This is a genomic window from Candidatus Avelusimicrobium sp. (assembly GCF_051874775.1).
Taxonomy (GTDB): Bacteria; Elusimicrobiota; Elusimicrobia; order Elusimicrobiales; family Elusimicrobiaceae; genus Avelusimicrobium.
Genome location: NZ_JBJEGE010000036.1, coordinates 1 through 21,979 on the forward strand (window position 1 = coordinate 1; position 21,979 = coordinate 21,979).

A 21,979-nucleotide genomic window follows, 5' to 3' on the forward strand; every position below is an offset into this window, starting at 1 on the left:
CGTTGGGGTACGGACGTGATACCGGCCGGACTCCACACCTTCTTCAATCCGCTGCTTGATATTCCATACTACTTAATGGTTGTTTATCTGAACAACTGGCCCAAGCTGACCGCTTTTCTGCAAGGTATTCCCTACGGTATCTTTTGTTTTGCGGGATACAAAACCTGCCGCTTAATACTGGACGAACCGACCGGAAAAATGCCCGCCCTCATCGCCGCACTCATCGGACTGACGGGCAGTATGGCGTTATCCCAAGCCGGATTTTCCAGCAACGAAGTAACCGTGGCCGCCCTTATCGTGACGGCCGTTTACGGCATATTCCGGTTTTTCTTCCACCCGAACCCGACGGGAAAAATGCTTTTCTTCTCCGCATTTTTGGCGGGGGCAGCCGCCGGACTCAAATACACGGCGGCGCCGTTTACGCTAGGGCTCACGGCGGTATTTTTGTTCAACGTATCTAAAACGGAAAAACCCGCCAAAAACTTTACCCTGTTCGCCCTCGGCGGCATGACGGGATTTTTATTGACGGACGGTTGGTTTATCTGGCATTTGTGGAAAGAATACAAAAACCCCGTATTCCCGTTTTTCAACCAATTATTTCAATCGCCGTTCTTTGAAAACATTAATTTTGACGAAACCCGCTTTTACCCGCGCTCACTTCTCCAATGGCTGTTTTATCCTTTCTTTTGGATCTTTCCTTCCACCTCCGCAACGGAAATCGAAACAGCCGACCCGCGTCTGGCGTTGGGATACATTTCCTTTTTTATTTTGGCGGCGCGGTTGGCGTTCCACCGGACTATGAAAGCAAAACGGATGTGGCTCTCCGTACTGGTGTTTACGGCAACCTCTTACCTGCTGTGGCTGTATTTTTACTCCACGCTGCGCTACGCCGTACCGCTTGAGCTGTTTAGCGGGATTTTACTGGCCGGCGTGCTGCGTTCTTGGTTGTCCTACAAACACACGGCCGTTGCGGGCACCGTACTGGCGGTACTGATATGGCCGTTGACAGACGCCCCGAATTGGGGCAAGGATACATTTGCCAAACAAACGATTGCCGTGCGCGGACTACCGGAAGTGGAAGAAAACACGTTGGTGGTTTATTTCGGCGCGCCGATGTCCTTTTTATCGCCGTTCTTTACGGAAGGAACGAAATTTGTCGGAGGGATCACCTTCCCCGTTGACAAATATCCGCCCGAACACCAAAAACGCGCCCGCCAGCGCAACCCGCTGCCGCCGGACTACTACAGGTATAAGTTTAAGGACGAAATCCTCCGCGCCATAATTTCGCACGACGGGCCGATTTACATTGTGGCCGTGCCTTGGCCAATGATGCTTGATCCCATTACGCTGGCCCCGTACGGCTTAAAAGCGGACAAAAAAGACTGTACTTTTGTGAACGCCAACATCAATTTGTATTCGCGGGGGTGGAACGTGTGCAAGGTGCAGAAACTGGATGCTCCGCCTCACGCGGACTGATTGCAAGACGGTTACGACAAAACGCCCCGAGCCAAAAACCCGGGGCTGTTATATATGTACCTTAAATTACATCGCCCAACAGACGGCCGATATACACTTGGGCCCCCAATCACCATCTGCTTTCCTTGAAAAACCAATACGCTTACAATTTGTTCCCTCAGTAGGACTTCCAGACCTAGGAGAATTCTCACACAGTACTCCTTTTGAGGGGCAATACAATAAGATATACTTATGACTTGAGTCTTTTGGTTCTGCCGCAACTGGATTCCCCGAATTATTACCACTATAATAGTCACAGCTATATGAATCATTTAAATAATAAGTAAAATTCTTTGTTTCAAAAGTAGTTCCGGTGGCGGTGCTTCCATTGGAAGATGTAAAACTAAGGTCCAAATCGGCAAAAGTAGAGGGAAAAGAGCCAGTAGACATAAAATATACCTCTTTTGCATCACCAATAGACTTTAGCAAGGTTACAGCTTCAGAGGCGCGGCTTTTTTCCACCGCCTTAGTATACTGCGGTAAGGCTACTGACGATAAAATGCCAATAATAAGTACCACCACTAACAATTCAATCAGCGTAAAACCTTTAATCGCATTGTCATACTGAACTTGTTTCAGTATCCAAGCGGAAGATTTTATTTTATTAACAACTGGATTCTGAAATAAATTCAGAATGACGACAAACAAACCTTTCATTTTATTTTCTCCTATTAAAAAGTTATCCTGCCGGATTTCTGCCCGAAATCCGCCTTTTTTAAATACACAACACATCATCGGGTGCGCCCAGGCAAAAAATCTTTTGGGATGACTTTATGTTATCAAAAAAAAAAAACAAAACAACCCCTGACGCCAAACGGAAAAATTCACAAAAAAACAGTTGCAACTTATTTTGATATTTGTTATTATATATCTCCTGATTTTACACGCATCATAAAAATTGGTATAATATTTTAGAAAGATAAGAAGGATTCTCCTTATCTGATTTTTAAAAAGGAGAAGAAGAAATGGCTAAAATGTTAGAAAAACTCGCCGAAGCCCTCGTTAAACTGGGCGAAAACGTAAGCGGCGCCAATTATATGATTGGCCGCTAACCGCACACAGGCGGGAAGCCAAAATGCAGTTTGAAGCCGGTTTATTGCAACGCCGGCAGACAGGGGAAGACACACATCTTCCGCCTGTCTAAAACGGCAAAACAGAAATCCATAAAGCACAGGCTTTATGTTTTTTTTATATTTCCGTTATCCGCAAATGCCCCTCACACAAAAAAAATCCGCCCCTGAAGAGACGGACAAAAGATAAAATCCTTATTTGGTACAGGAAGATGTGTTACAGTTGGAATATCCCACGGAAATACATAAATCTTTTCCGGCATTATTACTATATCTACATTGCGTATCCGTACGCTGGTTATTGCCGAAAGAATCCGGATACACACGAATAGTATAATCGCCCTTTTTGTTCGTACGCTTGGCATCTACATAACCGTTGTAAACGGTAATTTCAAAATACTTCGTTTTTGTACAGTAAGCAGAGGACGGCGTACAAGATTTTTGGTTTGCCAGACTGATGTCCAAATACTTAATTTGCGGTCGCGAAACGCAGGTTCCTTCGTTGCACGAATCGGCATAATATCGTTCCACGCCCTGCAGCACGGTATTGGCCGCAATAAGACCTTCCGAAAAGTGGCTGCGCTCAATAGCCTGTTTGTACGATCCGGCGGCCACTGCCGCCAAAATAGCCACGATAATAACTACGGCCATCAGCTCGGTCAACGTAAAACCGCGGCGGCGTGAAAAAACAGATAGGAATAATTGGTTCATATATTTAACCTCTTCTCAAACAATATACTTTTATTATAACCTTTTTTACTTTCGTTTCAAGTTTTTTCCCACATATACGGTTGAAAATCACGCTCAAAATCGATATACTTATAAACAAGGAGGAATCTATGAAAACAAACAATTTTGGTTTTACGCTGATTGAACTTTTAGCCGCCGTACTGATTATTGCGATATTAACCTCTATCGCGCTTCCCCAGTACCGTCGCTCCGTACAGCGCGCGGAAGCAATGGAAGCAATGGTTAATTTAAAAGCACTGTTTGACTCGGCCAAACGTTATCGAGCCGCTAACTCTACCGCCCCGACAAAACTAAACGGACTGGATATTTCTTTCTTCGACGCCGACAACGATACCAACTCCACTTTCAATATGGGCAAATACCAATATACGTTTGACAGCAATAAAATTTCCGCCTGTCGGGGAGATGAAAACAGCAGTTATTGCTTTACTATGTACTATAAACACGACACGCTGGGCCGCGACGCGATGACCTGTACCTCACAAGGATCCGGAAAATACAGTTGGCTGTGCGAAGCCATCGCCTATGATGCCATCTGCGGTGCCAGTGGAAGCTGTGGAACGGAATACAATATGAGTAAAGAATAAAAGGTGTTTTCGTTCAAAAACCCGCTCGTTAAGAGCGGGTTTTTATTGAATAAATTTACTCCTCTAGCGGTGTTTGCGTTTAAACCGTTTGTTTGATTTAGAGCCACACACGGCGGGAAACTTTTTTGCGGCTCTCCGTTTTTCAGCTAGCGCCTTGGCGGCCAACTTCTTTTTGCTGATTCCTACTTTTACGGTGCGGAACGGATTTTTATCCGCAGTTTCATCCGGCGTGTCCAACACGCGCGCGGCTGCGGCCGCTTTACGGAATGTACTTACTTTTTTGGGCGCGCGTTTTCCGGCGGGTTCGGCTGACGGCTTTTCTCTCCGGGGTCCGGCATTTTTTTCCAGCCGATTTTTCCCGCGTTTTCCGGCGGTTTTTGGAAGCGGAACCGAGGGGCGCAGTTCTTCCCCCTGCGGCAAATACACTTCTCCTTCCGCCAAAAGTTCCTTGGCGATTTGCGTCGCTTTCGACGGACGGACCTCGCGTTTTACGCGTTCTTTTTTGCGGGATTTGGAGTGTGCTTGCCCCTCCTCCTGCGCCACAAACTTGGGCTCCGGCAACGGTTCAATGGTTTTCTGCACCGTTTTGACGGGTACGGTAAATTTGGCGGCTTTGCAGATGTCTTTCCACTTTTGGCCGTCATCCGAAATCAATGAAATCGCACTCCCCACCGCGCCCGCGCGGCCCGTGCGGCCGATACGGTGGATGTAATCCTCGGGGCATTGGGGTAAATCGTAATTAATCACGTGAGCGATGTGCGGCACGTCAATTCCGCGCGCGGCGACATCCGTCGCCACCAAAATACGCACCGTCTGGTTTTTAAAAAATTCCAGCACCTGACGGCGGCGGTTTTGGCGCAAATCCCCGTGCAAAGCGTTTACTTTTTGGCCGTATAATTTTAACTGTTTAGCCAGCCGCTCTGCGCCGTGCTTGGTACGTGTAAAAATAAGGATACTTCCTAGGCGCGTATTTAATTCGTGCAGCAGCTGCGGCAGTTTTTCCCGCACGTCCACGCGCACGATTTCCTGCAGCACCAAATCGGCCGGAGAAACCACCGAGCCGATTTGCACGCGCACGGGGTCCTTTAAAAATTCACCCGCAAGCGCGGTAATTTCTTTGGGAAGCGTGGCCGAAAACAGGAGCGTCTGGCGTGGCGGCGGCAGAACGGCAGCGATTTTGCGCATATCGGAAATAAATCCCATATCGAGCATACGGTCCGTTTCGTCCAACACTAAATAATGCGTATTTTTTAAATCAATACTCTTGCGGCTCAAGTGGTCAATCACGCGGCCCGGGGTGGCGATAATCACGCGCGGGTGCTTGCGCAGGGCGGCGAATTGTTTATGGATATTATCCCCCCCGATGATAAGAGCGGCTTGCAGCGGATGAATTTCGTCCGTCAATTTTAAAAGTTCGTCATACGTTTGCTGGGCGAGCTCGCGCGTGGGCGATAAAATAAGTGCATTTTCCGATGGATTTTCCATAAGTCTCGCCGCCAGCGGCAGCAAAAACGCCAGGGTTTTTCCCGTTCCCGTTTGGGCCGTTGCGAGTACGTCCCGCCCTTGTAACGCGGGCGGCACGGCGCGCGTTTGGACGGGCGTCGGCTCCGTAATACCTTGGCGGGTCAACGCGGTTTGTAAAAATTCGGGAAGCAAAGCAAAAACATTCATCCTTATTCCCCTGCCAGTGCAGCTTCGCACTCTTCGTTAAGGCGCAGCCATTCTTCTTCCGCGTCCTTTAACTGACTGTTTAAGAGCGCCAGCTCAATACTGGCGTCCGCCGTGTACTGCGCCACTAATTGTTCCTCCAGTGCGGCTTTGCGGGCGGATAATTTTTCAATTTTTACGTCCAGCGCGCGGATTTCTTTTTTTAAGGGAGCCACGCGCGCGCGCCGTTCGGCGGCCGCTTTGCGCTGGGCTTCTTTGGTAGTCATTTTATCGCTGGCGAGGTCGTTACGGTCGTTATTTTTAAGAAGCTGTGCTTTGTAATCTTCCAAATCGCCCGTAAACGTCTGGCACGTGCCACGGCGGACAATCCACAGCGTGTCGCACGTCAGTTCAATCACGTGTAAATCGTGCGTAATCAGCACTACCGCGCCTTCGTAATTGTTTAGCGCCTCCAATAGCGCTTGGCGGGACTGGATATCCAAATGGTTGGTGGGTTCGTCCAAAATCAGCAAATGCGGCGCGTCTTTGGTAATTAGTGCCAGAAGCAGGCGGGATTTTTCTCCCCCCGAAAGTTTGCCGGTTTCCGTGTCCGATTTGGCCTTGTTGAGCCCAAACGCTCCCAGCTGCGCGCGTACCTCGGTTTCCTTGGCAAGCGGCATTACGGCGGAAAGCTGTTCGTACGGCGTTTTTTCCACATCCAGCTCTTCCGTTTGGTGCTGGGAAAAATAGGCGATTTTCATTTTTTTGGCAACCGTCATTTTCCCGCTCATTAAAAGCAAACGGTGAGATAAAATTTTGGCAAGCGTGGACTTCCCGTTCCCGTTTGCACCGAGTAGTGCAATACGGTCCCCGGGTTCAATACGCAAATTAATGTGCGAGAGGACGGGTTTCTCATCATATCCGGCTACGCCGTCTTCAATCGTAATGAGCGAGTTTTGAAGCGGTTCCGGCGACGGAAACTGAAAATGCGTTTCCGGATCTTTCGGAATTTGCGGCGCGCTGCCCAGTTTTTCAATCATCTTGATACGGCTCTGCGCCTGCTTGGCCTTAGTGGCTTTGTAGCGGAAGCGGTCCACAAACGACTGCAAGTGCGCCACAACGCGTTCGTGTTTGGCCGCGGCCAGACGCGCGCCTTCAATGGCGGCGGCGCGGGTGCGTTCGTATGTATCGTAATTGCCGTTGTAAAGTTTTAACTGCCCCTCTTCTACGTGGATAATTTTATCGCACAGGCGGTTTAAAATGTGACGGTCGTGGCTGACGATAAAAATGGTTTTATCCAGACGGACAAGGTAATTTTCCAGCCACATCGCGGTTTCCAAATCCAGGTGGTTGGTCGGTTCGTCCAAGAGAAGACAATTAGACGGCGCATACAGCGCAGACGCCAAATTGGCACGTACCTGCCAACCGCCGGAAAATTCTTTCAAAGGGCGTTTAAAATCTTGGTTTACAAACCCGAGGCCGCTTAAAATGGCGCTGGCGCGCGCCTCGGCGCTGTGCGCGCCCAAAAATTCGAGTTTATCAAACACCTCGGCCATACGCTCGCCGGAGATGTTGGGGTTTTCAAGTTCTTTGTTTAGCGCGGTTAATTCTTTATCGGCCGCCAAAACATAATCCAATAGCGGCACGGACGGGTCCGCAATTTCCTGCGCCACGGACGCAATTTGGGTGCCGCGCGAGACGTCAATCTTTCCGCCGTCGGGCGAGAATTTGCCTTCAATCAGTTTAAAAAGCGTACTTTTGCCGCACCCGTTGGGGCCGACAAGGCCGACTTTTTGGCCGTCTTGAATCATCACGGACGTATCTTCAAAAAGGGTGCGCAAACCGAAGTGAAAGGAAAGATTTTTAATGTCTATCATAGGACAATATATTTTACCAAATCTGGACGAGGTACGCCGCCAAACGCACAAAAAGGAACAGAATGGCCAAAATGAGCCTCAGCCGTTAAACTGGTACCGTGCAAAACAGAATAACATTGCCGAGATTCGGCTGATTTTTCAATTTAAGGGTGACGGTTAAAGGTAAAACAGCCCTGATTCTGGATTCCGGCTCCACGGCCGGAATGACGGCATGAGGAAGCCTTCGGGCATAACGATGAAACGGAATGGCAAAAATAAGCAACAGTCGTTATTCAAATGCAGTGCAAAATAGAATAACTTTGTTTTGGTGGGTTGTTGTTATGCCGCCCTTTGCTCCGCTTATAAAAAGCGTTTTTTGCGGATAAGAAATTTTATTGTTTGAGCGTAGCGAGTTATAAACTTTCCCGCAGAGAACTGCTTTTTATGGAGCACGGGTGGCGATTTTTTTGTTACTTTTTGTCGATACAAAAAGTAAGAAGAATATTTTGGAAAATTGTTTATCCTTAAAAGACACAAGGGACGAAAAAATCTTTTCGTCCCTTGTGCGTAAACTGTTAGTTAACAACAGCCGTTATCCTATTTCAGCAGGTTTACCAAGCTAAAGGTAGAAACTTCTTCCTTCATCTTGCTAATTACCTCGTCCACTCCCATCGCCGCCGTATTCGTGCCGTCTTTGAGGCGTACGGTCAGTTTTCCTTCAGCCGCTTCCTTCGCGCCGATAATGGCCGTATACGGGATGCGCTGCAGGTGCGCTTCGCGGATTTTAAGGCCCAGTTTTTCGGGTCTTACGTCCAACTCGGGGCGCAGGCCGGCCGCGCGCATTTTAGCGGCCACCTCTTTGGCGAACGGAATCTGCTCATCGGTCAGCGTCAACAGTTTAATCTGCACCGGCGCCAGCCAGAGCGGGAACCAACCCGCAAAGTGTTCAATAATCACGCCCGTAAAGCGTTCGATGGAACCGAACATCGCGCGGTGCACCATAATCGGGCGCTGGCGGCCGTCGGAAGAAACAAATTCCAGGTCAAAGCGTTGGGGCAGGTTGAAGTCAAACTGAATAGTGGATAATTGCCACAAACGTCCGATGGCGTCCATCACTTTAATATCGATTTTCGGCCCGTAGAAAGCCGCTTCCCCCGCGTGCGTGGTGTAAGGGATGTTGTTGGTTTCCAACACGTGTTTGAGCGCGTTTTCGGCGCGTTCCCAGTCTTTCACTTCGCCGGTGAAATGTTCCGGATGTTCGGGGTCGCGCGTGGAAAGCTCCACGGCATATTTTTCAAAACCGAACGTTTTGAAAATGTGCATCGCAAATTCAAAGCACTGTTTGACTTCTTCTTCCACCTGTTCGGGCGTGCAGAAGATATGCGCATCGTCCTGCGTAAACCCGCGCACGCGCAAGAGGCCGTGCAGCGCGCCGGAGCGTTCATAACGGTACACCGTGCCCAGTTCGGACAAGCGCAGCGGCAAATCGCGGTAGCTTCTTAAATGGGTTTTATAAATTTCTACGTGGAAGGGACAGTTCATCGGTTTAATTTGGTATTTTTCACCGTCAACTTCCATTGGGTGAAACATACTGTCCGAATAAAAACCCGCGTGGCCGCTGACTTCAAACAGGTGCAGCCGCGCGATATGCGGGCTGACGACCAAATCGTAACCGCGTTTTAAGTTTTCTTCTTTAATCCAATCTTCCAAAAGTTTGCGCAGCATACCGCCTTTGGGGTGCATCAAAATAAGGCCGGGACCCACGTTGTCGTTAATGGAGAATAAATCCAGTTCCGGGCCGAGTTTGCGGTGGTCGCGCTTGGCGGCTTCTTCCTGCTGCTTGATATAGGCGTTCAGTTCGTCTTTCGTATCAAAACACAGGCCGTAAATGCGCTGCAGCATCGGGCGTTTTTCGTCCCCGCGCCAATACGCGCCGGCAATAGCAGTTAATTTAAAGCTGTTTACTTTACCCGTGTGTTCCACGTGCGGGCCGCGGCAGAGGTCGGCATAGCCGCCATTGGTGTAAACGGTAATCGTACCGTCTTCTAATTCTTCCAACAGTTCCAGTTTATAGGTTTCGCCGCGTTTTGTGAAAAATTCTTTGGCTTCGGCTTTCGTCATCTCTTTGCGCTCAAAAGGCTGACGCGCTTTGATGATTTCTTTCATTTTGGTTTCAATGGCTTTGAGATCCTCGGGCGTGAACTGTTTGGGACAGTCAAAGTCATAATAAAAGCCGTTTTCAATGGCCGGACCGATACCCAGTTTCGTACCGGGGAACAACTCCTGCACCGCCTGCGCCATAATATGCGCGCACGAGTGGCGTTTTGTTTCTAATTCTTTGTTTTCCATTTGGTTTTCGCTATGCTCCCGCCGGCCACAACGACCGGGCCGGAAGTCAAAGGTCCTTGAATTAAGATATAATATTATATCAAATTGAGGAGTATGCAGACCGTTATGCGCTTGTTAAAAAAATATCTTTTTACCCCTTTTCAATACGATTGGAAATTATTACTCGTTTTATCCGTTCCCGCCCTCTTATTGTGTGCGTTCGGGCTCAGCCAGCTGGGCCGAATGACGTTTGCTAATTTACTAGCGGCGGAAAGCGTAAAATTAATCTGCGAATTTTTATTTTTGGGTGTGCTGCTGTCGCTGCTCAATCTAATTGGTCTTAAAAACAAGTTCGCCGCGGGCGCGGGCGCGTTTCTTTATTATGTGACGATGACCGCTGACTTGATTTTACTTTGGTATTTTAAAGAACGATTCGGCGCGAAATACTTAGATACAATGGAAGGCGGAGATTACGGCTTTTTGGCCGACTGGCGCGTTCTGTCTTACTTTGCGCTAGTGGCCGCGTTCTGCGGGGTTGCGGTCAAAAAGTTTTTTATTCCCGCCACGCGCAAAACGGCGCTTAACCGCTTGGCGGTATGTTTGACGGGCCTCGGTCTTTTATGCGCAGCAAATCCGCTTACATTATTACCCGCGCCCGATAATTTTTATACTTCTTATTTGATGCCGCCCTCTATCGTATACACGGTGCGCGCCGTACTGGCTGCACAGCCCCAAGCGCGCTTGACGGACGATATCCCCGCAGACATAAAGCCGCTCGCAGAAAAATATAATGTATTTTCCGCTCAAAATACTGGTGTGGGCAAAAAATATACGCGCGTGATTTTAATAGCGTCCGAATCGCTGTCCAACAAGTATTTGCACCGCTTTAACCCAAATATTCCTCCGCAGGCCAGCCAAACAATGGACGCACTGTTTGAAAAATATCCTGCGGCCTCCTTGCGGCACGTCACGCTTTCCACGCTGTACGGACTGTCCGTAATTTTTACGTCGCACCCGTTTGTAAAATTAGCGTACGAAAACGGCTACCCCGTTTCGTTCGTCAAAATACTAAAAGACCGCGGCTACAAAACCGCTTTCCTGCGCGGAGCGGACGAAACGTATATGGACGAAAACATTTTGTTCAAGCAAGCGGGATTTGACGAGGTTATCGGCGCTACTTATTTTGAAACACGCCCCGAATATAAAAAATACATTGACTGGTGGGGACTTACCGACCGCAAACTGTTTGAATATGCCGAAGAATATATTGAACAGCACAAAAACAAACCGCTGTTTTTAACGCTTTTAACGGTGGACTCGCACGTACCGCTGGGACGCACCAATTATTTGAAACAGGAATACGAAGAAATAGACGCCCCATTTTATAATATTCCCACCCTGCCGCGCGCATTTGCTCGTTTTGGACAGGACCTCAAACGGTTTTTAACCGCCCTTAACGAAAAGGGACTGCTAGACGATGACACGCTTATTTTGATAACGGCCGATCACCCTGCATATTCCAACACGCCGACAAACGCCCTGTTTAAACCCTACCAACCCGAATACGACAATTTGCCGTTTGTAATGATTACCAAAACGCCGATACAAAAACCGCTGACAGATAACCCTCTTGTCAGCCAGCTGGATATTGCCCCCACAGTACTGGATTTGCTTAATATAGAACAGCCAAAAGCATTCTTTGGCCACAGCCTGTTTGATACGGCATCTAAGCGCAGTATTTTTGACGTAAAAGAGGACTACGCCGTCGTAACCGCTGACGGAGAAAAACGCGTACTATCGTTAAACTCCAAGGACCCGCAGGATCAAGAAATTATCCGTTTGATTACCACGCTTCCCGCTAAATAAATATCCCAATAGCATAGCCGTTATATATGTCCAGTACAGATTTCCGTATCCTCTATACAATATCCCCTCCAATCGCATAACTGACGCAAAATTCTCCCAATTTCCGTTTTCTTTTCTTTATAAAAACTATTCTTCGATATTTCGGGGAAAATACTATATGATACTTACACTTCCATTAGATATATGATAATTTATTTATGTCCCTATCCACATTAAGAACCTCCTTTTGTTACATTTCCTGCGACCACAGGTAATTTACTATACAAAAGAAGATTTTTATCTTACTTAACGGTATAAACTTATTGACCCCCAGTCCGGCTGGGGGTCAATATACAAAAAAAACGTGACAAAAAATATAAGATGTTTGGATACAGCAAATGCTGTGATAACTTAGGGACAGGATAAAACATTAACCGTTAAATGAAATGGTTCACGCCGGGTCCCTCCAAAAGAGTTCACCCTCCATACGCGCCAAGGGGGAGTCCTTGTCACCACAATATTTTTATTCACCCCTGCTTTCCTTTCTTTTAAAAACAGTTTTATCTTCCGGCCCAACGCCAAAATGCGTCCTCAAAATTAGCCACATTGTTATAACGATACGCACGGCCCAAGGCCTTTTCAGCCGAATACGGTTGGTATACTGTTTTGCCGCGGGAATCTTTCATCAAAAATCCAGTAGACGGGTTTCGTACCGGTTCGCCTTCCGCCATTAATGTGGTAAACTGTTGGAATTGCATTCGGTTGGATGGAGAAGATCCGCCCGCAGGATTGAGCAAAAACCGTACCATAGTGTACGCTTGAAAATACCATTCTTCCGTTTTACCGCGCCCTTCGGCCGACTCCAAAGATCCTTCTTCCAGAAATTGACTGAAAGGCGTAAAATAAATGGTTTTACCCGTGCGCTTAGAGGTAAAACGCTTAGCCTGCGAACCAAACATAGAAGATGAACCGAACGACGCTACCGAATCAGACGGATCCCGCTGAAAATTAAGCGTTTGAAAATCGTGGTTCCACGGACCGCCTTTCATCCCGTTATAGGCTTGATCTTCCATCAAAACAGCCAGCCCTTCATCCAGCCAAGTAGGCGTCATAATCCGGCCCGTTTTGTGCTTATCAAAAAACTGTTGCGTAAAAATGTGCGTCAGTTCGTGCGTAAAGACTTCTTTGAGTTCTTGCGTTTTGTTAGGTACATCATATACCACAATTTCTCCGCGCGTGGGATAAGCCAACGCGCGCGACCACGCTTTGGCATTGGGTTCATAACGCAAGTAAGAATCGTGATCCTGATATACAAATACCCGCACGCGGCCAGACATCATCCACGGGATAAACCGCCGCAACGTCTGATACGCGGATTCAAACGTCATAGACATATTCGACGAACTAATGCCTGAGGACCGTTTCTGCGTGTAAATATCAAAATGGGTGCTTTTGGAAGCCAGCCACGTAACATTCGGGCGGAAAGCATTTGGGTTAAATTTTTTATTGGGGGCCGGAACCGTTTTGGGCTTATTTTGCGCAGCGGACGGAGGAATTTTCCTGCCGGCAGCCTGAGCAGCTTGTTTAGACTCCTCCAACATACGCACTGCATATTCCAATTCCGCATCTGCGGCGGCTTCTTCTTCAGACATTTCCTCCTCCTCGGCAGCAGGTTGCTGGGCAGAGGGAAGAAGCGCATTTGATTTTTCAATATCTTGTTCCAGCGCAGTAGGTTTTGTTTCCACCGGTTTAGGAGTTGTAGCCTGTGCTTTGTTTTGTTTAGCTGCACGTTGGCGCTTACTTTGCGCCACGCGTTTGGCAGCAGATGGCGAAAGCTTTTTCACGGGCGCCACCGTAGTTTGCACTGTTTGGGAGGATCCCCCCATTTCAAGCGGCATCGCCAAAGTGGACGCATCCGCAGCGGACGCTGCACTGGATACAGAGTCGGACGAAACAGGCTTGGATACCGGTTTAGAATCCGGTTTCGCCGCAGCAGAAATCTCTTTAGGCGCAGCAACTGCAGTAGCGGATGTAGAAATGGTGTTTCCGGCAGAGGGCTGTGAAACTGCGGACGCAGGCACTTGTGGTTCTTGTACGGCCGCGGGAACAGAATCAGCCGTTCCGGCAATAGAAGAATTTTCCGCTGACTGTTTTAATAAATCTACACTGGAGGATGGCGCTTCCATAGCCGTAGAAACACGCAGAGAAGAAGACGCAGAAGATGTCGGCGCCGCTTGGCCCCAACTCTGTCCCCACGCTAGACCACAACAGGCAAAAACGAAAAGTTTTCTCATACGCGCTATATTAATCCGTTATAATTCCACGCTGGCGGAAGAACCGTTGTCATTAATTTCGTATGTCAGACTACATTGGCCTGACTCCGAATCCTGAGGACCGCTCATCGTAGCTGTTACGGTATATGTTCCCGACCCCTCTAACGTAATATTCTGACAGGTATACGAAGTTACTCGGGAATCCGTAGCACAATTTCCTCCTACCGTCCCCGCTTTACAATACATAATACATTGGCGCATATCATTGGCAAACGCCTCCGGCGTTTTGGCGCTCCAAATGGCGTTCACTTCCGCCATACAGGCATTGACTAAAAGCTGTGCTGAAATAGTGCGCCGCGTCTGACGCGCCGTAGTAGCGCGGGATAAACTGGCCCGCAACAACATCGTAGCCATCCCCGCCAATACAACGGTAACCAATAACACTTGCAACAAAGCGGCTCCTTTTTTATTCTTTAACATAAAAACCCCTTTATTTCTGGAATTGAAAACCGTTAGGTAAAAGAAAAATTTCTTCCGTCACATCGTTTACTACCGGATTGCTAGGCAGTTCAGTCACTAAATTTACCTCCAGCACACTGCCCAAATTCAAGCGCAGCGCCTCTTTATCCTCAGAGGAAGTGGCACTCTTAACATTGTAGGTTCCAGAAAAACCTTTTACGTGGAAATAAGGCGACGGATATTCCGTAGCGGAACTAGACTCCGGATCTACACCCTGAATATATTTCACGTTATTCAACCATTGATCACTGGTAGAACACGACGGAACATTATCGGTCCAACTTTCCGTATTCGATTCGATACGGTAAATGATACCGCCGTCATACGATCCGCTGGGCAGCACTGTTGCGCCAGACGAGGTTGTAGCCTTCGCACCACGCACGAAACAATATGTTACATACGAGGCAGTAAGCCCTTCTATGGTATTACCGTCCTGATCCACATTTTTACCCAACATCAAAAGAGGAACCGCCGACGTTCCCAATGAAGAACCAAGCCCGCCGCGGACATACAGTACGCGCGTAGACTGCTGTACATCGCGCCGGAGCACGCGAAGCGCAATAGATAAATTGTTGCGCAAGAGCACTTTACTGCGGCCCACGCCGGATTCGCGCGAAGCGGCCGTCGTCAGCGCAGCAAGCGCCACGCCAATGATACCTACAATCATCACCGCCAGTAAAATTTCAGTAAGAGTAAAGCCTTTTTTATTATTCATAACGTAAATCCGTTGCATTTAATTGTAAATGAAATTCGTGTCGTCGTTAATGGGTTTGAATTTGCACGGTAATCGGACGATGTTGTGGGAAATCCAGTCGGCGAAAAAGTAGCCTCCGTCACTTTATATGAAAACTCGGACTTATTCCGGTCGCAAATGGCAGGAAGCATACATCCAATATCGTGATTATTTGCTGTCGATAAAACAGTTGACAAGCTCTCACCGCCACACAAACCATTTTTAAAATCATCCGGCACATTGTTGTCTGACAACACTTTAGTATATACTTGCAACTGTTCGCTAGCGCGTTCCACAGCCAACAGCATTTCTTCCCGAATGTCCGGCTGAGAGGCTTGGCGCGAAACGGATAACAACACCCCAAAAGTACCGCCCGCTACCAATGCCAAAAGGCCTAAAGCAATTAAACCTTCCAAAATTGTTACACCCGCTTTATTTTTAAGTAAACGTTTCGTCATAAGAGCGTCCTTTTATTTGTATGTGTCTTGCGCTTTCAACCTGCTGTCCACGTAAATGAGCCCTTTGGATTGTTGGTACTTGTCTCCGGATCCGTCGTTTTTAACTCCCACGGCCAACACGTAAATTGTGCCGGAAGCACCGGAAGGCGTCGTACCCAATTCCGCCGGAACCGTAGTAGAATTGTTGGCGCAAAAATTATACGGAAGTGATACAAAATCCTTATACGATAAATAGCCACACGCAAATAACTGCGATACAGCATCCTCTGTTGTCGCGCCGGATCGTTTATAAGCCGGAATCCCCGTTGCTCCCGCAAAGTTACACGCAGTCACCGCCGTTTTAATTAACGTCTCTCCCGCGGTTTGTGTCGGAGTAAAACAACCCGTCAACAGACGACCGCGACTATCCTGATAATACGACAGCATAGCTTCCGCCATTTTTTTTGCGGCGTTTTTAGCTTGCGAGTTTTTAATTTCGTAACGTACAGCACGGAACATCGGCATCGCCATAGACACTACTACAGCGATTACCAATAACACGGCTAAAATTTCCATTAACGTAAAACCTTTTTTCATATTTACTCCGCGCCCAGCGTTTCGCCTTTTTCCATTGCGCTGACGCAATAAATATACCCGTTTTTATAGCGGGCCACCTGTTTAGAAACTGAACGCCCCGTCATACACGCCAACGGTTTATCTATCGGGGAACTGGCACAATTCCCCTCTTTTTTTTCATTACAAACAAAAAATTCAACATAACCGTCGCTCCAACCGCCGTTGCCAATAAATCCGCACGCAATCAAACCGGTAGGAAGTGTGTTCACACAAGTGTTGGAGATTACATCCGTCATTTTTGCATTAGATGGATTAAACTCCGGATTCGGATGCTCTATACGGAACCGCTGTACCGCTCCCGCCAAAGCCGCAACACGCGATTTAGCCGCCTCCATACGGGCGTCAGCCACACTGTTTTTATAAGAAATAGTGGCGAAAACTGCCATAATACCTATAATTGTGGCCGCCACCAAAAGCTCTAAAAGCGTAAAACCTTTTTTATTGTTCATAATTTAAACCTTTTTCCGCCCACTATAAAGTATTGTGCACACCGTGCCAAATGTCAAGCCGGAATTATTTCGTCAAGCGTTTAAGAGTTCCGTCATTTATAAAGGCCGCGCCCCAGTATTGGCCGCCCGTACTGCTGGAAGCACCCAATGCATCGTTATACATACAGGCGACAACTGCAGAATTTTTACCGCAACATAAGCTGCTGGAAGCACTGCCATCAGGGCACAATATAAACGAAAACCCTTTATACGTATTGCCGGAATCATAGGCAATCGGCTGCATATAACGGCGTGAAAATAAGGACTTACGCAGCGTGTCTGCAGTTTGGTTTTTCAACTCTTGCGTTAACGAAGTCCCCTCAGAGGTCTGATCGGTAGCCAGCATAGCAGTAGCCGAGGAAGGAAATTTAGTGGCTCCTCCCTCTGCCCGCAAATCCGCACGCAGTGCACGAACCGCCGTCCCCAAGTCCAACAATACCCCTTGGGCCGCCAAGTATTTGTTTTTTTCCTGCGTTTTTTTATACGCGGGAACCGCAAACGCCGCCACCGACACGGCGATCACAACGACAATTAACACCTCAAGTAGTGTAAAACCGGTTTTTCTGCGCATATAAAACCTCTTAGTTTCCGCCAATCTGCGAAAGTTTGAAAATAGGCAGGAAAATGGACGCCACAATAATACCAATGAGCGCACCTACACCGCAAATCAAAATAGGGTCAATCACCGCAGAGAAACGGGCGATAAACTGATCCACGTTATCAGCATAAAACTTGGACAGTGTGGCAATAATGCTGGGCAGCTTACCGGATTCTTCACCCATCAGCATCATTTCCGTCATTAGTCCGGGGAACACACCCGTCGAGCGGAACGATTCGGAAATGGATTTACCGGCCGCCACCTCTGCCCTTACCTGTTTTAGTGCGTTCTGGATAATTACGTTACTGTCAAACGATTCTTCGAGTACCAAAATAGCGTTCAAAATCGTTACGCCGCTCTTAAGCAGCGTAGACAGCGTAGAAAGCATACGGTCGTAATAAATGTTCTTTAAAAAATTACCGAACAACGGCATCGAAAGCAAGAACGTATGCCAACGCTTTTTTCCGTCCCCTGTTTTGATATAAAAGCGGAAAGCAACAAAGGCAAAAATAATAGAGAAAATAATCAAGATACCGTTGTTGATAAGTATACTGGAAACTTGCAGCACAATCACCGTAATCAGAGGCAAATCGATATTAAAGTCTTTAAAGATCTGCGCAAATGTCGGTACAATACCCAAGATGAAGTAAATAAGCACACCTACGGAGGCAAAAGCTAAGATGGCTGGATACGTAATAGCCGTAATGATTTTGCTTTTCATTCCTTCCTGTGTTTTGGTGTAAAGCGAAATTTGCATCAGCGTTTCGGCTAATTGACCGCCGACCTCGCCCGCCTGTACCAACGAGAGCCAAATATGGCTGAAAGTTTTGGGGTGATGAGACAACGCCGAGTGCAACGACTGCCCCCCCGCAATATCCTTTGCCACTTGCGTAAGTACAATTCCTAAAGTAGGATTAGACGCATATTCACCCAAAAGCGACACAGCACGCACAAGCGGCACACCGCCCGCAATTAACGTGGAAAGCTGTTCAGCGAAGAAAGCCAGCACGTGCCCGGGAACTTTCCCGCCGCGCTTACGCGGCTTACCGCCGCCGCCGAAAAGGCCGCCGGAACCTTCTTTTACTTCCAGCACCAAGTAGCCTTTGTTTTGCAAAGCCAGAATGACTTTTTCTCTATTGTCGGCCGATATAGCCCCCCGCAGGGTTTTACCGTTACCGTCGCGAACTGTATATGTATATTTTTGCATAAACCCTCACTTCTTTTTGAGGCGGCTTATTCATCCGCCGTTGTAATGCTCAAAATTTCATCCACCGTTGTCTGCCCGCGGATAACTTTACGCCAACCGTTGGCTCTCAAGTTAAGCGCACCCGAACGCACGGCAGCGCGTTTTAGTTCCACCAAGTCCTGCGTTTTGTAAATAATGTTGCGCATTTCTTCCGACATACGGTATACTTCGTAAATCGCGCGGCGGCCAGCAAACCCCGTACCAAAACAATGCGGGCAGCCCACCGATTTAAAAAATGTCCACGAGTTTTGGTCGCTCGGATTTAAATGGCCTTCCCGAATGATGCGCGCGAGCAATGCCGGATCCGGCATATGCGGCACTTTGCAATACGGACACAACCTGCGCACTAAACGCTGCGCGGCAACCAAGGCCAAAGAACTGGCCAGCAAAAACGGCTCCATCCCCATATCAATAAGACGAGGAATAGCACCCAATGCTTCGTTGGTATGCAAGGTGGACAACACCAAGTGACCCGTCAGAGCTGCTTTTAAGCAGGCTTCGGCTGTTTCGTTATCGCGGACCTCCCCCACCAGAATAACGTCAGGATCCTGACGCAAGAACGAACGCAAACCCGCCGCAAACGTCAGTCCGATAGACGGTTTTACCTGCACCTGACTGATACCAGCCAATTTGTATTCGACAGGGTCCTCCAAGGTCATAAAGTTAAGTTCCGGCGTACGGATCGTGGTCAGTACTGCGTTAAGCGTGGTAGATTTACCAGATCCTGTAGGACCCGTAAGGAAAATCAGCCCGTGCGGCAAATTGGCAGCCTCTAAAAAGGCTTTTTTCTGTTCCGGCTCAAAACCGAGTTTGTCTACATTGATTTCACCCGTACCTTTATCCAAAATACGAAGCACGAGCTTTTCGCCATATACAGCAGGGCATACACTGACGCGGACTTCAATCGATCGGTTTTGGTAACGAATGGTAAAGCTGCCGTCCTGCGGCAAACGCTTTTCCGCGATATCCAGTTTGGACAAAATTTTAATACGGGAAATAATTGCGTTTACGGATTCTTTGGCTGGAGGAGTGCGTTCATACAGCGAACCATCAATACGGAAACGCAGCGATACGCGCTCGTCAAACATTTCCAAATGAATATCTGACGTACGCTCCGAAATCGCTTGGCGTAAAATAGCGTTTACCTGTTTAACATACGGCGAAGAATTGGGGTTAACTTTATCCAAATCCAAAAATCCGGAAACGTCCACGTCTTCATCACTAGCTTCCCCCACAGCCGCCGCTTCCACACTCTTGTCCGAGGCTTCATTCATTACCTCTTCCAACAGGTCTTTAGAGGCATAAAAAGCATCAATAACATTTAACAGCTGGCTCTTACTGGCAATAAACGGCTGCACCTGCTTGCCGGACATCATTTTAATGTTTTCTAGCAAAAATACATTGGTTGGATCCAGCACCGCTACAGCCAGTTCTGTTTCTTCTACGAACAACGGAACAACCATATTTTCGCGCGCAAATTTTTCCGGAATAATTTCCTGTAAATTTTGCTCACGTTCCGGTACCAAAATACCGTTTTCTTTTGAAGCGTAGGGAACGGCAAAATGTTTGGACAGCGCCGCCGTCACTTTTTCTTCGGAAGCAAACCCAAATTTAATGATAGCTTCTGCCACGGAAACGTTGTTCTGTTTAGAGTAAAGCTGCGCGCGTTTGAGTTGTTCCGCAGTAATCGTACCTTGCTCCATTAAAATTTCGCTTAACTGTTTTGCCATTTCCTAATCCTCTTAAAACCCCGTCAAAATCAAAACGCCCTTATTCGTTTCTGCATAGCCGCCCCCGTTATGACGCGGGGGCGGAATATAAACCATTTTTCGCTTATATTACACTCCGGTTATTCGGCAAGAATCGTCGGAGTGATGAAGATAACCAAGTCTGTAGTACTTTTGGATCTGGTTTTACTGGTAAAGAGCCATCCGATTATCGGAATATCTCCCAACAGCGGCACTTTGCGGGTCTGCTCTGTTTCACGTGAGGTCAAAAGGCCGCCAATAACAACCGTCTGCCCGTTTTTCACACGGACCAAGGTAGAAGCCGCACGAGTGGTGGTATCGCGGGTGTTGTCGAAACCAGAAGAAACTACGTCTGAATAAGAAGGCTGTACGTAAAGCGTTACATATCCTTCACGGTTTACCTGTGGAGTAACCTGTAAGGTAAGACCGACACGTTTTCTTTCCGCCGAGGAAGTAGTCATTTCTGTTCCGCCACTGCCGGATAAACTCTGCGTGTAGCCTACTGTCGCATCCGTAGCCGTAGTGATAGTGGCTGTTTTATTGTTCAAAGTGACAACTTTCGGTTTACCTAAGTATTTGGCTTCACCGCGCGTAAGTAAACTTCTAAGTACAATGTTAAAAGCAGAAAAATCCAACAAGCCGCCTTCATCTTCGCCCTCATCTTCGCTAGATGAAGAAGATCCGCCTTCTCCGCCTTCTCCGCTGCTGCCACTGTTTAATTGTTCCTTACTCGGAAAAATATAGTTCCAGCCTTTTACGCCGATACCTTTGATATAATCCAAATCTACTTTGCGTGTGGGGCCGGTCATTGACACCATCGTACCGTCGCCGCCGCCATATTCAAAGCCTAAGTTCAAACCGCTCGTTTTACTGACTTCTACGATTTGCGCTTCAATCAAAATCTGCGGAGGCTTAATATCGAGTTCAGCCAAAATATTTTCCACTTGAGGAAACACTTCAGCCACGTCGGTAATAATCAGTTTATTGGTACGGGGATCCACAGCAATTTTACCCACGGGCGAAAGCATACTCTGCACAATTGTGGTAATTTCCGCGCCGCCGCTGCTGTAGGAATCATTTCCGCCGGAGGAGGAATTTCCGCCCAAACCGTTCATTCCATCACCCATTCCGCCGCCGGAATAGCTAGATGAAGAACTGCTGGAAACATCCTGAGGCATAATGTTGTTAAGCTCACTGGAAGCAGAGCCAACGCCCTGCAAAGAAATATAGCTAAGCGTGTAAATTTTGGTAATCGTATCCGGCGCATCGTTAGAGCGTTTGGTTACCACATAGCTGTCGCTCTTTCCGATACGCTGGTACGCCAAACCGTGTACGCGCAGAAGAGTGTCGAGTGCTTCGCGCACGGTTACGCGCGTTAAAGAGGCCGTGACTTTTTTATTGGCGAATTCTTCGCTCATAATAAAGTTAATTTTGGCCTGCGTGGTAATGCTGTTCAAAAACGCCGATATCGGTACATTAGAAACACGAATGGACACTTTGCGTTCCAAGGGAGAAGGTCCTTCCAGTTCCTTGTATAAATCGGTTTCGCCCGTCAGCTTTACCGTAGTATCTTCCGTGACGGCAATGGTATCATCGCTGGGGAGAGTCTGCCGATCCGTTTGGGCGGCGGCATTTCCTCCAAGTCCAAGCGCAGTTACACAAGCCAGCACAACTGCTAAACGATTTGTCATCTATCCTCCTGT

General features: G+C 47.8%; 19 protein-coding genes and 1 pseudogene. 4 read left to right on the top strand and 16 right to left on the bottom strand.

Annotation, left to right across the window (positions count from 1 at the left end; translation table 11 throughout):
• On the top strand, window positions 1–1,476 hold a 1,476-nt coding region (locus ACI351_RS07770), incomplete at its 5' end, for a hypothetical protein (RefSeq protein ID WP_439734678.1).
• A gap of 66 nt (window positions 1,477–1,542) precedes the next feature.
• Here the strand turns inward: ACI351_RS07770 and ACI351_RS07775 are convergent.
• Both ACI351_RS07775 and ACI351_RS07780 read right to left on the bottom strand, forming a co-directional pair.
• A complete protein-coding gene (locus tag ACI351_RS07775) occupies window positions 1,543–2,172 on the bottom strand; it encodes a type IV pilin protein (RefSeq protein WP_439734679.1) in 630 nt (209 codons plus the stop codon).
• Between the two features lie 608 nt (window positions 2,173–2,780).
• Window positions 2,781–3,296, bottom strand: coding sequence for a prepilin-type N-terminal cleavage/methylation domain-containing protein (locus tag ACI351_RS07780; protein ID WP_439734680.1), 516 nt, complete (start codon window positions 3,294–3,296; stop codon window positions 2,781–2,783).
• 128 nt (window positions 3,297–3,424) lie between these two features.
• On the opposite strand from ACI351_RS07780, the gene ACI351_RS07785 reads away from it, so the two are divergent.
• Entirely contained in the window at window positions 3,425–3,922 is a 498-nt protein-coding gene (locus tag ACI351_RS07785) for a type IV pilin protein (protein ID WP_439734681.1), read from the top strand.
• A 63-nt stretch (window positions 3,923–3,985) separates the two neighbouring features.
• Here the strand turns inward: ACI351_RS07785 and ACI351_RS07790 are convergent, their stop codons facing one another.
• Window positions 3,986–5,593 (bottom strand): DEAD/DEAH box helicase, encoded by a 1,608-nt coding sequence (locus ACI351_RS07790; RefSeq protein ID WP_439734682.1) that lies wholly within the window; start codon window positions 5,591–5,593, stop codon window positions 3,986–3,988.
• A gap of 2 nt (window positions 5,594–5,595) precedes the next feature.
• Window positions 5,596–7,446 (bottom strand): ABC-F family ATP-binding cassette domain-containing protein, encoded by a 1,851-nt coding sequence (locus ACI351_RS07795; RefSeq protein WP_439734683.1) that lies wholly within the window; start codon window positions 7,444–7,446, stop codon window positions 5,596–5,598.
• On the opposite strand from ACI351_RS07795, the gene ACI351_RS07800 reads away from it, so the two are divergent.
• On the top strand, window positions 7,436–7,606 hold the full coding sequence (locus ACI351_RS07800) for a hypothetical protein (RefSeq protein ID WP_439734684.1): 171 nt from the start codon (window positions 7,436–7,438) through the stop codon (window positions 7,604–7,606). The two genes, ACI351_RS07795 and ACI351_RS07800, sit on opposite strands and share 11 nt — an antisense overlap.
• Window positions 7,607–8,022: 416 nt before the next feature.
• Here the strand turns inward: ACI351_RS07800 and thrS are convergent, their stop codons facing one another.
• Window positions 8,023–9,774 carry a threonine--tRNA ligase gene (gene thrS, locus ACI351_RS07805; RefSeq protein ID WP_439734685.1) on the bottom strand — a complete coding sequence of 584 codons (1,752 nt, stop codon included), beginning with the start codon at window positions 9,772–9,774 and terminating at the stop codon, window positions 8,023–8,025.
• A gap of 93 nt (window positions 9,775–9,867) precedes the next feature.
• Here thrS and ACI351_RS07810 point away from each other — a divergent pair, with 93 nt between their 5' ends.
• The gene (locus tag ACI351_RS07810; RefSeq protein WP_439734686.1) at window positions 9,868–11,619 is read left to right on the top strand and encodes an LTA synthase family protein; all 1,752 of its coding nucleotides are present in this window, start codon (window positions 9,868–9,870) and stop codon (window positions 11,617–11,619) included.
• Window positions 11,620–11,642: 23 nt separating this feature from the next.
• Here ACI351_RS07810 and ACI351_RS07815 read toward each other — a convergent pair.
• The 11 genes and pseudogenes from ACI351_RS07815 to ACI351_RS07865 all read right to left on the bottom strand — a co-directional run.
• Window positions 11,643–11,776 (bottom strand): annotated as a pseudogene (locus tag ACI351_RS07815) (IS200/IS605 family transposase); the annotation flags it as partial.
• 382 nt (window positions 11,777–12,158) lie between these two features.
• A complete protein-coding gene (locus ACI351_RS07820) occupies window positions 12,159–13,892 on the bottom strand; it encodes a hypothetical protein (RefSeq protein WP_439734687.1) in 1,734 nt (577 codons plus the stop codon).
• 18 nt (window positions 13,893–13,910) lie between these two features.
• A complete protein-coding gene (locus tag ACI351_RS07825; protein ID WP_439734688.1) occupies window positions 13,911–14,351 on the bottom strand; it encodes a hypothetical protein in 441 nt (146 codons plus the stop codon).
• 10 nt (window positions 14,352–14,361) lie between these two features.
• Window positions 14,362–15,105: a PulJ/GspJ family protein gene (locus ACI351_RS07830; protein WP_439734689.1), complete on the bottom strand. Its 744-nt coding sequence runs from the start codon at window positions 15,103–15,105 to the stop codon at window positions 14,362–14,364.
• The gene (locus ACI351_RS07835; RefSeq protein ID WP_439734690.1) at window positions 15,102–15,581 is read right to left on the bottom strand and encodes a hypothetical protein; all 480 of its coding nucleotides are present in this window, start codon (window positions 15,579–15,581) and stop codon (window positions 15,102–15,104) included. The genes ACI351_RS07830 and ACI351_RS07835 overlap by 4 nt, the downstream gene beginning before the upstream one ends.
• A gap of 12 nt (window positions 15,582–15,593) precedes the next feature.
• Entirely contained in the window at window positions 15,594–16,157 is a 564-nt protein-coding gene (locus ACI351_RS07840) for a prepilin-type N-terminal cleavage/methylation domain-containing protein (protein ID WP_439734691.1), read from the bottom strand.
• Between the two features lie 2 nt (window positions 16,158–16,159).
• Entirely contained in the window at window positions 16,160–16,645 is a 486-nt protein-coding gene (locus ACI351_RS07845) for a type II secretion system protein (RefSeq protein WP_439734692.1), read from the bottom strand.
• 64 nt (window positions 16,646–16,709) lie between these two features.
• Window positions 16,710–17,255, bottom strand: coding sequence for a prepilin-type N-terminal cleavage/methylation domain-containing protein (locus tag ACI351_RS07850; protein ID WP_439734693.1), 546 nt, complete (start codon window positions 17,253–17,255; stop codon window positions 16,710–16,712).
• Between the two features lie 10 nt (window positions 17,256–17,265).
• Window positions 17,266–18,489: a type II secretion system F family protein gene (locus ACI351_RS07855; RefSeq protein WP_439734694.1), complete on the bottom strand. Its 1,224-nt coding sequence runs from the start codon at window positions 18,487–18,489 to the stop codon at window positions 17,266–17,268.
• A 26-nt stretch (window positions 18,490–18,515) separates the two neighbouring features.
• Window positions 18,516–20,258, bottom strand: a complete 1,743-nt coding sequence (locus ACI351_RS07860) for a GspE/PulE family protein (RefSeq protein WP_439734695.1) — start codon at window positions 20,256–20,258, stop codon at window positions 18,516–18,518.
• Window positions 20,259–20,377: 119 nt separating this feature from the next.
• Window positions 20,378–21,967 carry a secretin and TonB N-terminal domain-containing protein gene (locus ACI351_RS07865; protein WP_439734696.1) on the bottom strand — a complete coding sequence of 530 codons (1,590 nt, stop codon included), beginning with the start codon at window positions 21,965–21,967 and terminating at the stop codon, window positions 20,378–20,380.
• Window positions 21,968–21,979: the final 12 nt, after the last annotated feature.

What these genes read in the sequence shown, in the direction of transcription:
- ACI351_RS07865 (WP_439734696.1), bottom strand. Translation starts at nt 21,967, where the DNA reads ATGACAAATCGTTTAGCAGTTGTGCTGGCTTGTGTAACTGCGCTTGGA.
- ACI351_RS07825 (WP_439734688.1), bottom strand. Translation starts at nt 14,351, where the DNA reads ATGTTAAAGAATAAAAAAGGAGCCGCTTTGTTGCAAGTGTTATTGGTT.
- thrS (WP_439734685.1), bottom strand. Translation starts at nt 9,774, where the DNA reads ATGGAAAACAAAGAATTAGAAACAAAACGCCACTCGTGCGCGCATATT.
- ACI351_RS07845 (WP_439734692.1), bottom strand. Translation starts at nt 16,645, where the DNA reads ATGAACAATAAAAAAGGTTTTACGCTTTTAGAGCTTTTGGTGGCGGCC.
- ACI351_RS07775 (WP_439734679.1), bottom strand. Translation starts at nt 2,172, where the DNA reads ATGAAAGGTTTGTTTGTCGTCATTCTGAATTTATTTCAGAATCCAGTT.
- ACI351_RS07850 (WP_439734693.1), bottom strand. Translation starts at nt 17,255, where the DNA reads ATGCGCAGAAAAACCGGTTTTACACTACTTGAGGTGTTAATTGTCGTT.
- ACI351_RS07795 (WP_439734683.1), bottom strand. Translation starts at nt 7,446, where the DNA reads ATGATAGACATTAAAAATCTTTCCTTTCACTTCGGTTTGCGCACCCTT.
- ACI351_RS07785 (WP_439734681.1), top strand. Translation starts at nt 3,425, where the DNA reads ATGAAAACAAACAATTTTGGTTTTACGCTGATTGAACTTTTAGCCGCC.
- ACI351_RS07855 (WP_439734694.1), bottom strand. Translation starts at nt 18,489, where the DNA reads ATGCAAAAATATACATATACAGTTCGCGACGGTAACGGTAAAACCCTG.
- ACI351_RS07810 (WP_439734686.1), top strand. Translation starts at nt 9,868, where the DNA reads ATGCAGACCGTTATGCGCTTGTTAAAAAAATATCTTTTTACCCCTTTT.
- ACI351_RS07835 (WP_439734690.1), bottom strand. Translation starts at nt 15,581, where the DNA reads ATGACGAAACGTTTACTTAAAAATAAAGCGGGTGTAACAATTTTGGAA.
- ACI351_RS07820 (WP_439734687.1), bottom strand. Translation starts at nt 13,892, where the DNA reads ATGAGAAAACTTTTCGTTTTTGCCTGTTGTGGTCTAGCGTGGGGACAG.
- ACI351_RS07800 (WP_439734684.1), top strand. Translation starts at nt 7,436, where the DNA reads ATGTCTATCATAGGACAATATATTTTACCAAATCTGGACGAGGTACGC.
- ACI351_RS07860 (WP_439734695.1), bottom strand. Translation starts at nt 20,258, where the DNA reads ATGGCAAAACAGTTAAGCGAAATTTTAATGGAGCAAGGTACGATTACT.
- ACI351_RS07840 (WP_439734691.1), bottom strand. Translation starts at nt 16,157, where the DNA reads ATGAAAAAAGGTTTTACGTTAATGGAAATTTTAGCCGTGTTATTGGTA.
- ACI351_RS07830 (WP_439734689.1), bottom strand. Translation starts at nt 15,105, where the DNA reads ATGAATAATAAAAAAGGCTTTACTCTTACTGAAATTTTACTGGCGGTG.
- ACI351_RS07780 (WP_439734680.1), bottom strand. Translation starts at nt 3,296, where the DNA reads ATGAACCAATTATTCCTATCTGTTTTTTCACGCCGCCGCGGTTTTACG.
- ACI351_RS07790 (WP_439734682.1), bottom strand. Translation starts at nt 5,593, where the DNA reads ATGAATGTTTTTGCTTTGCTTCCCGAATTTTTACAAACCGCGTTGACC.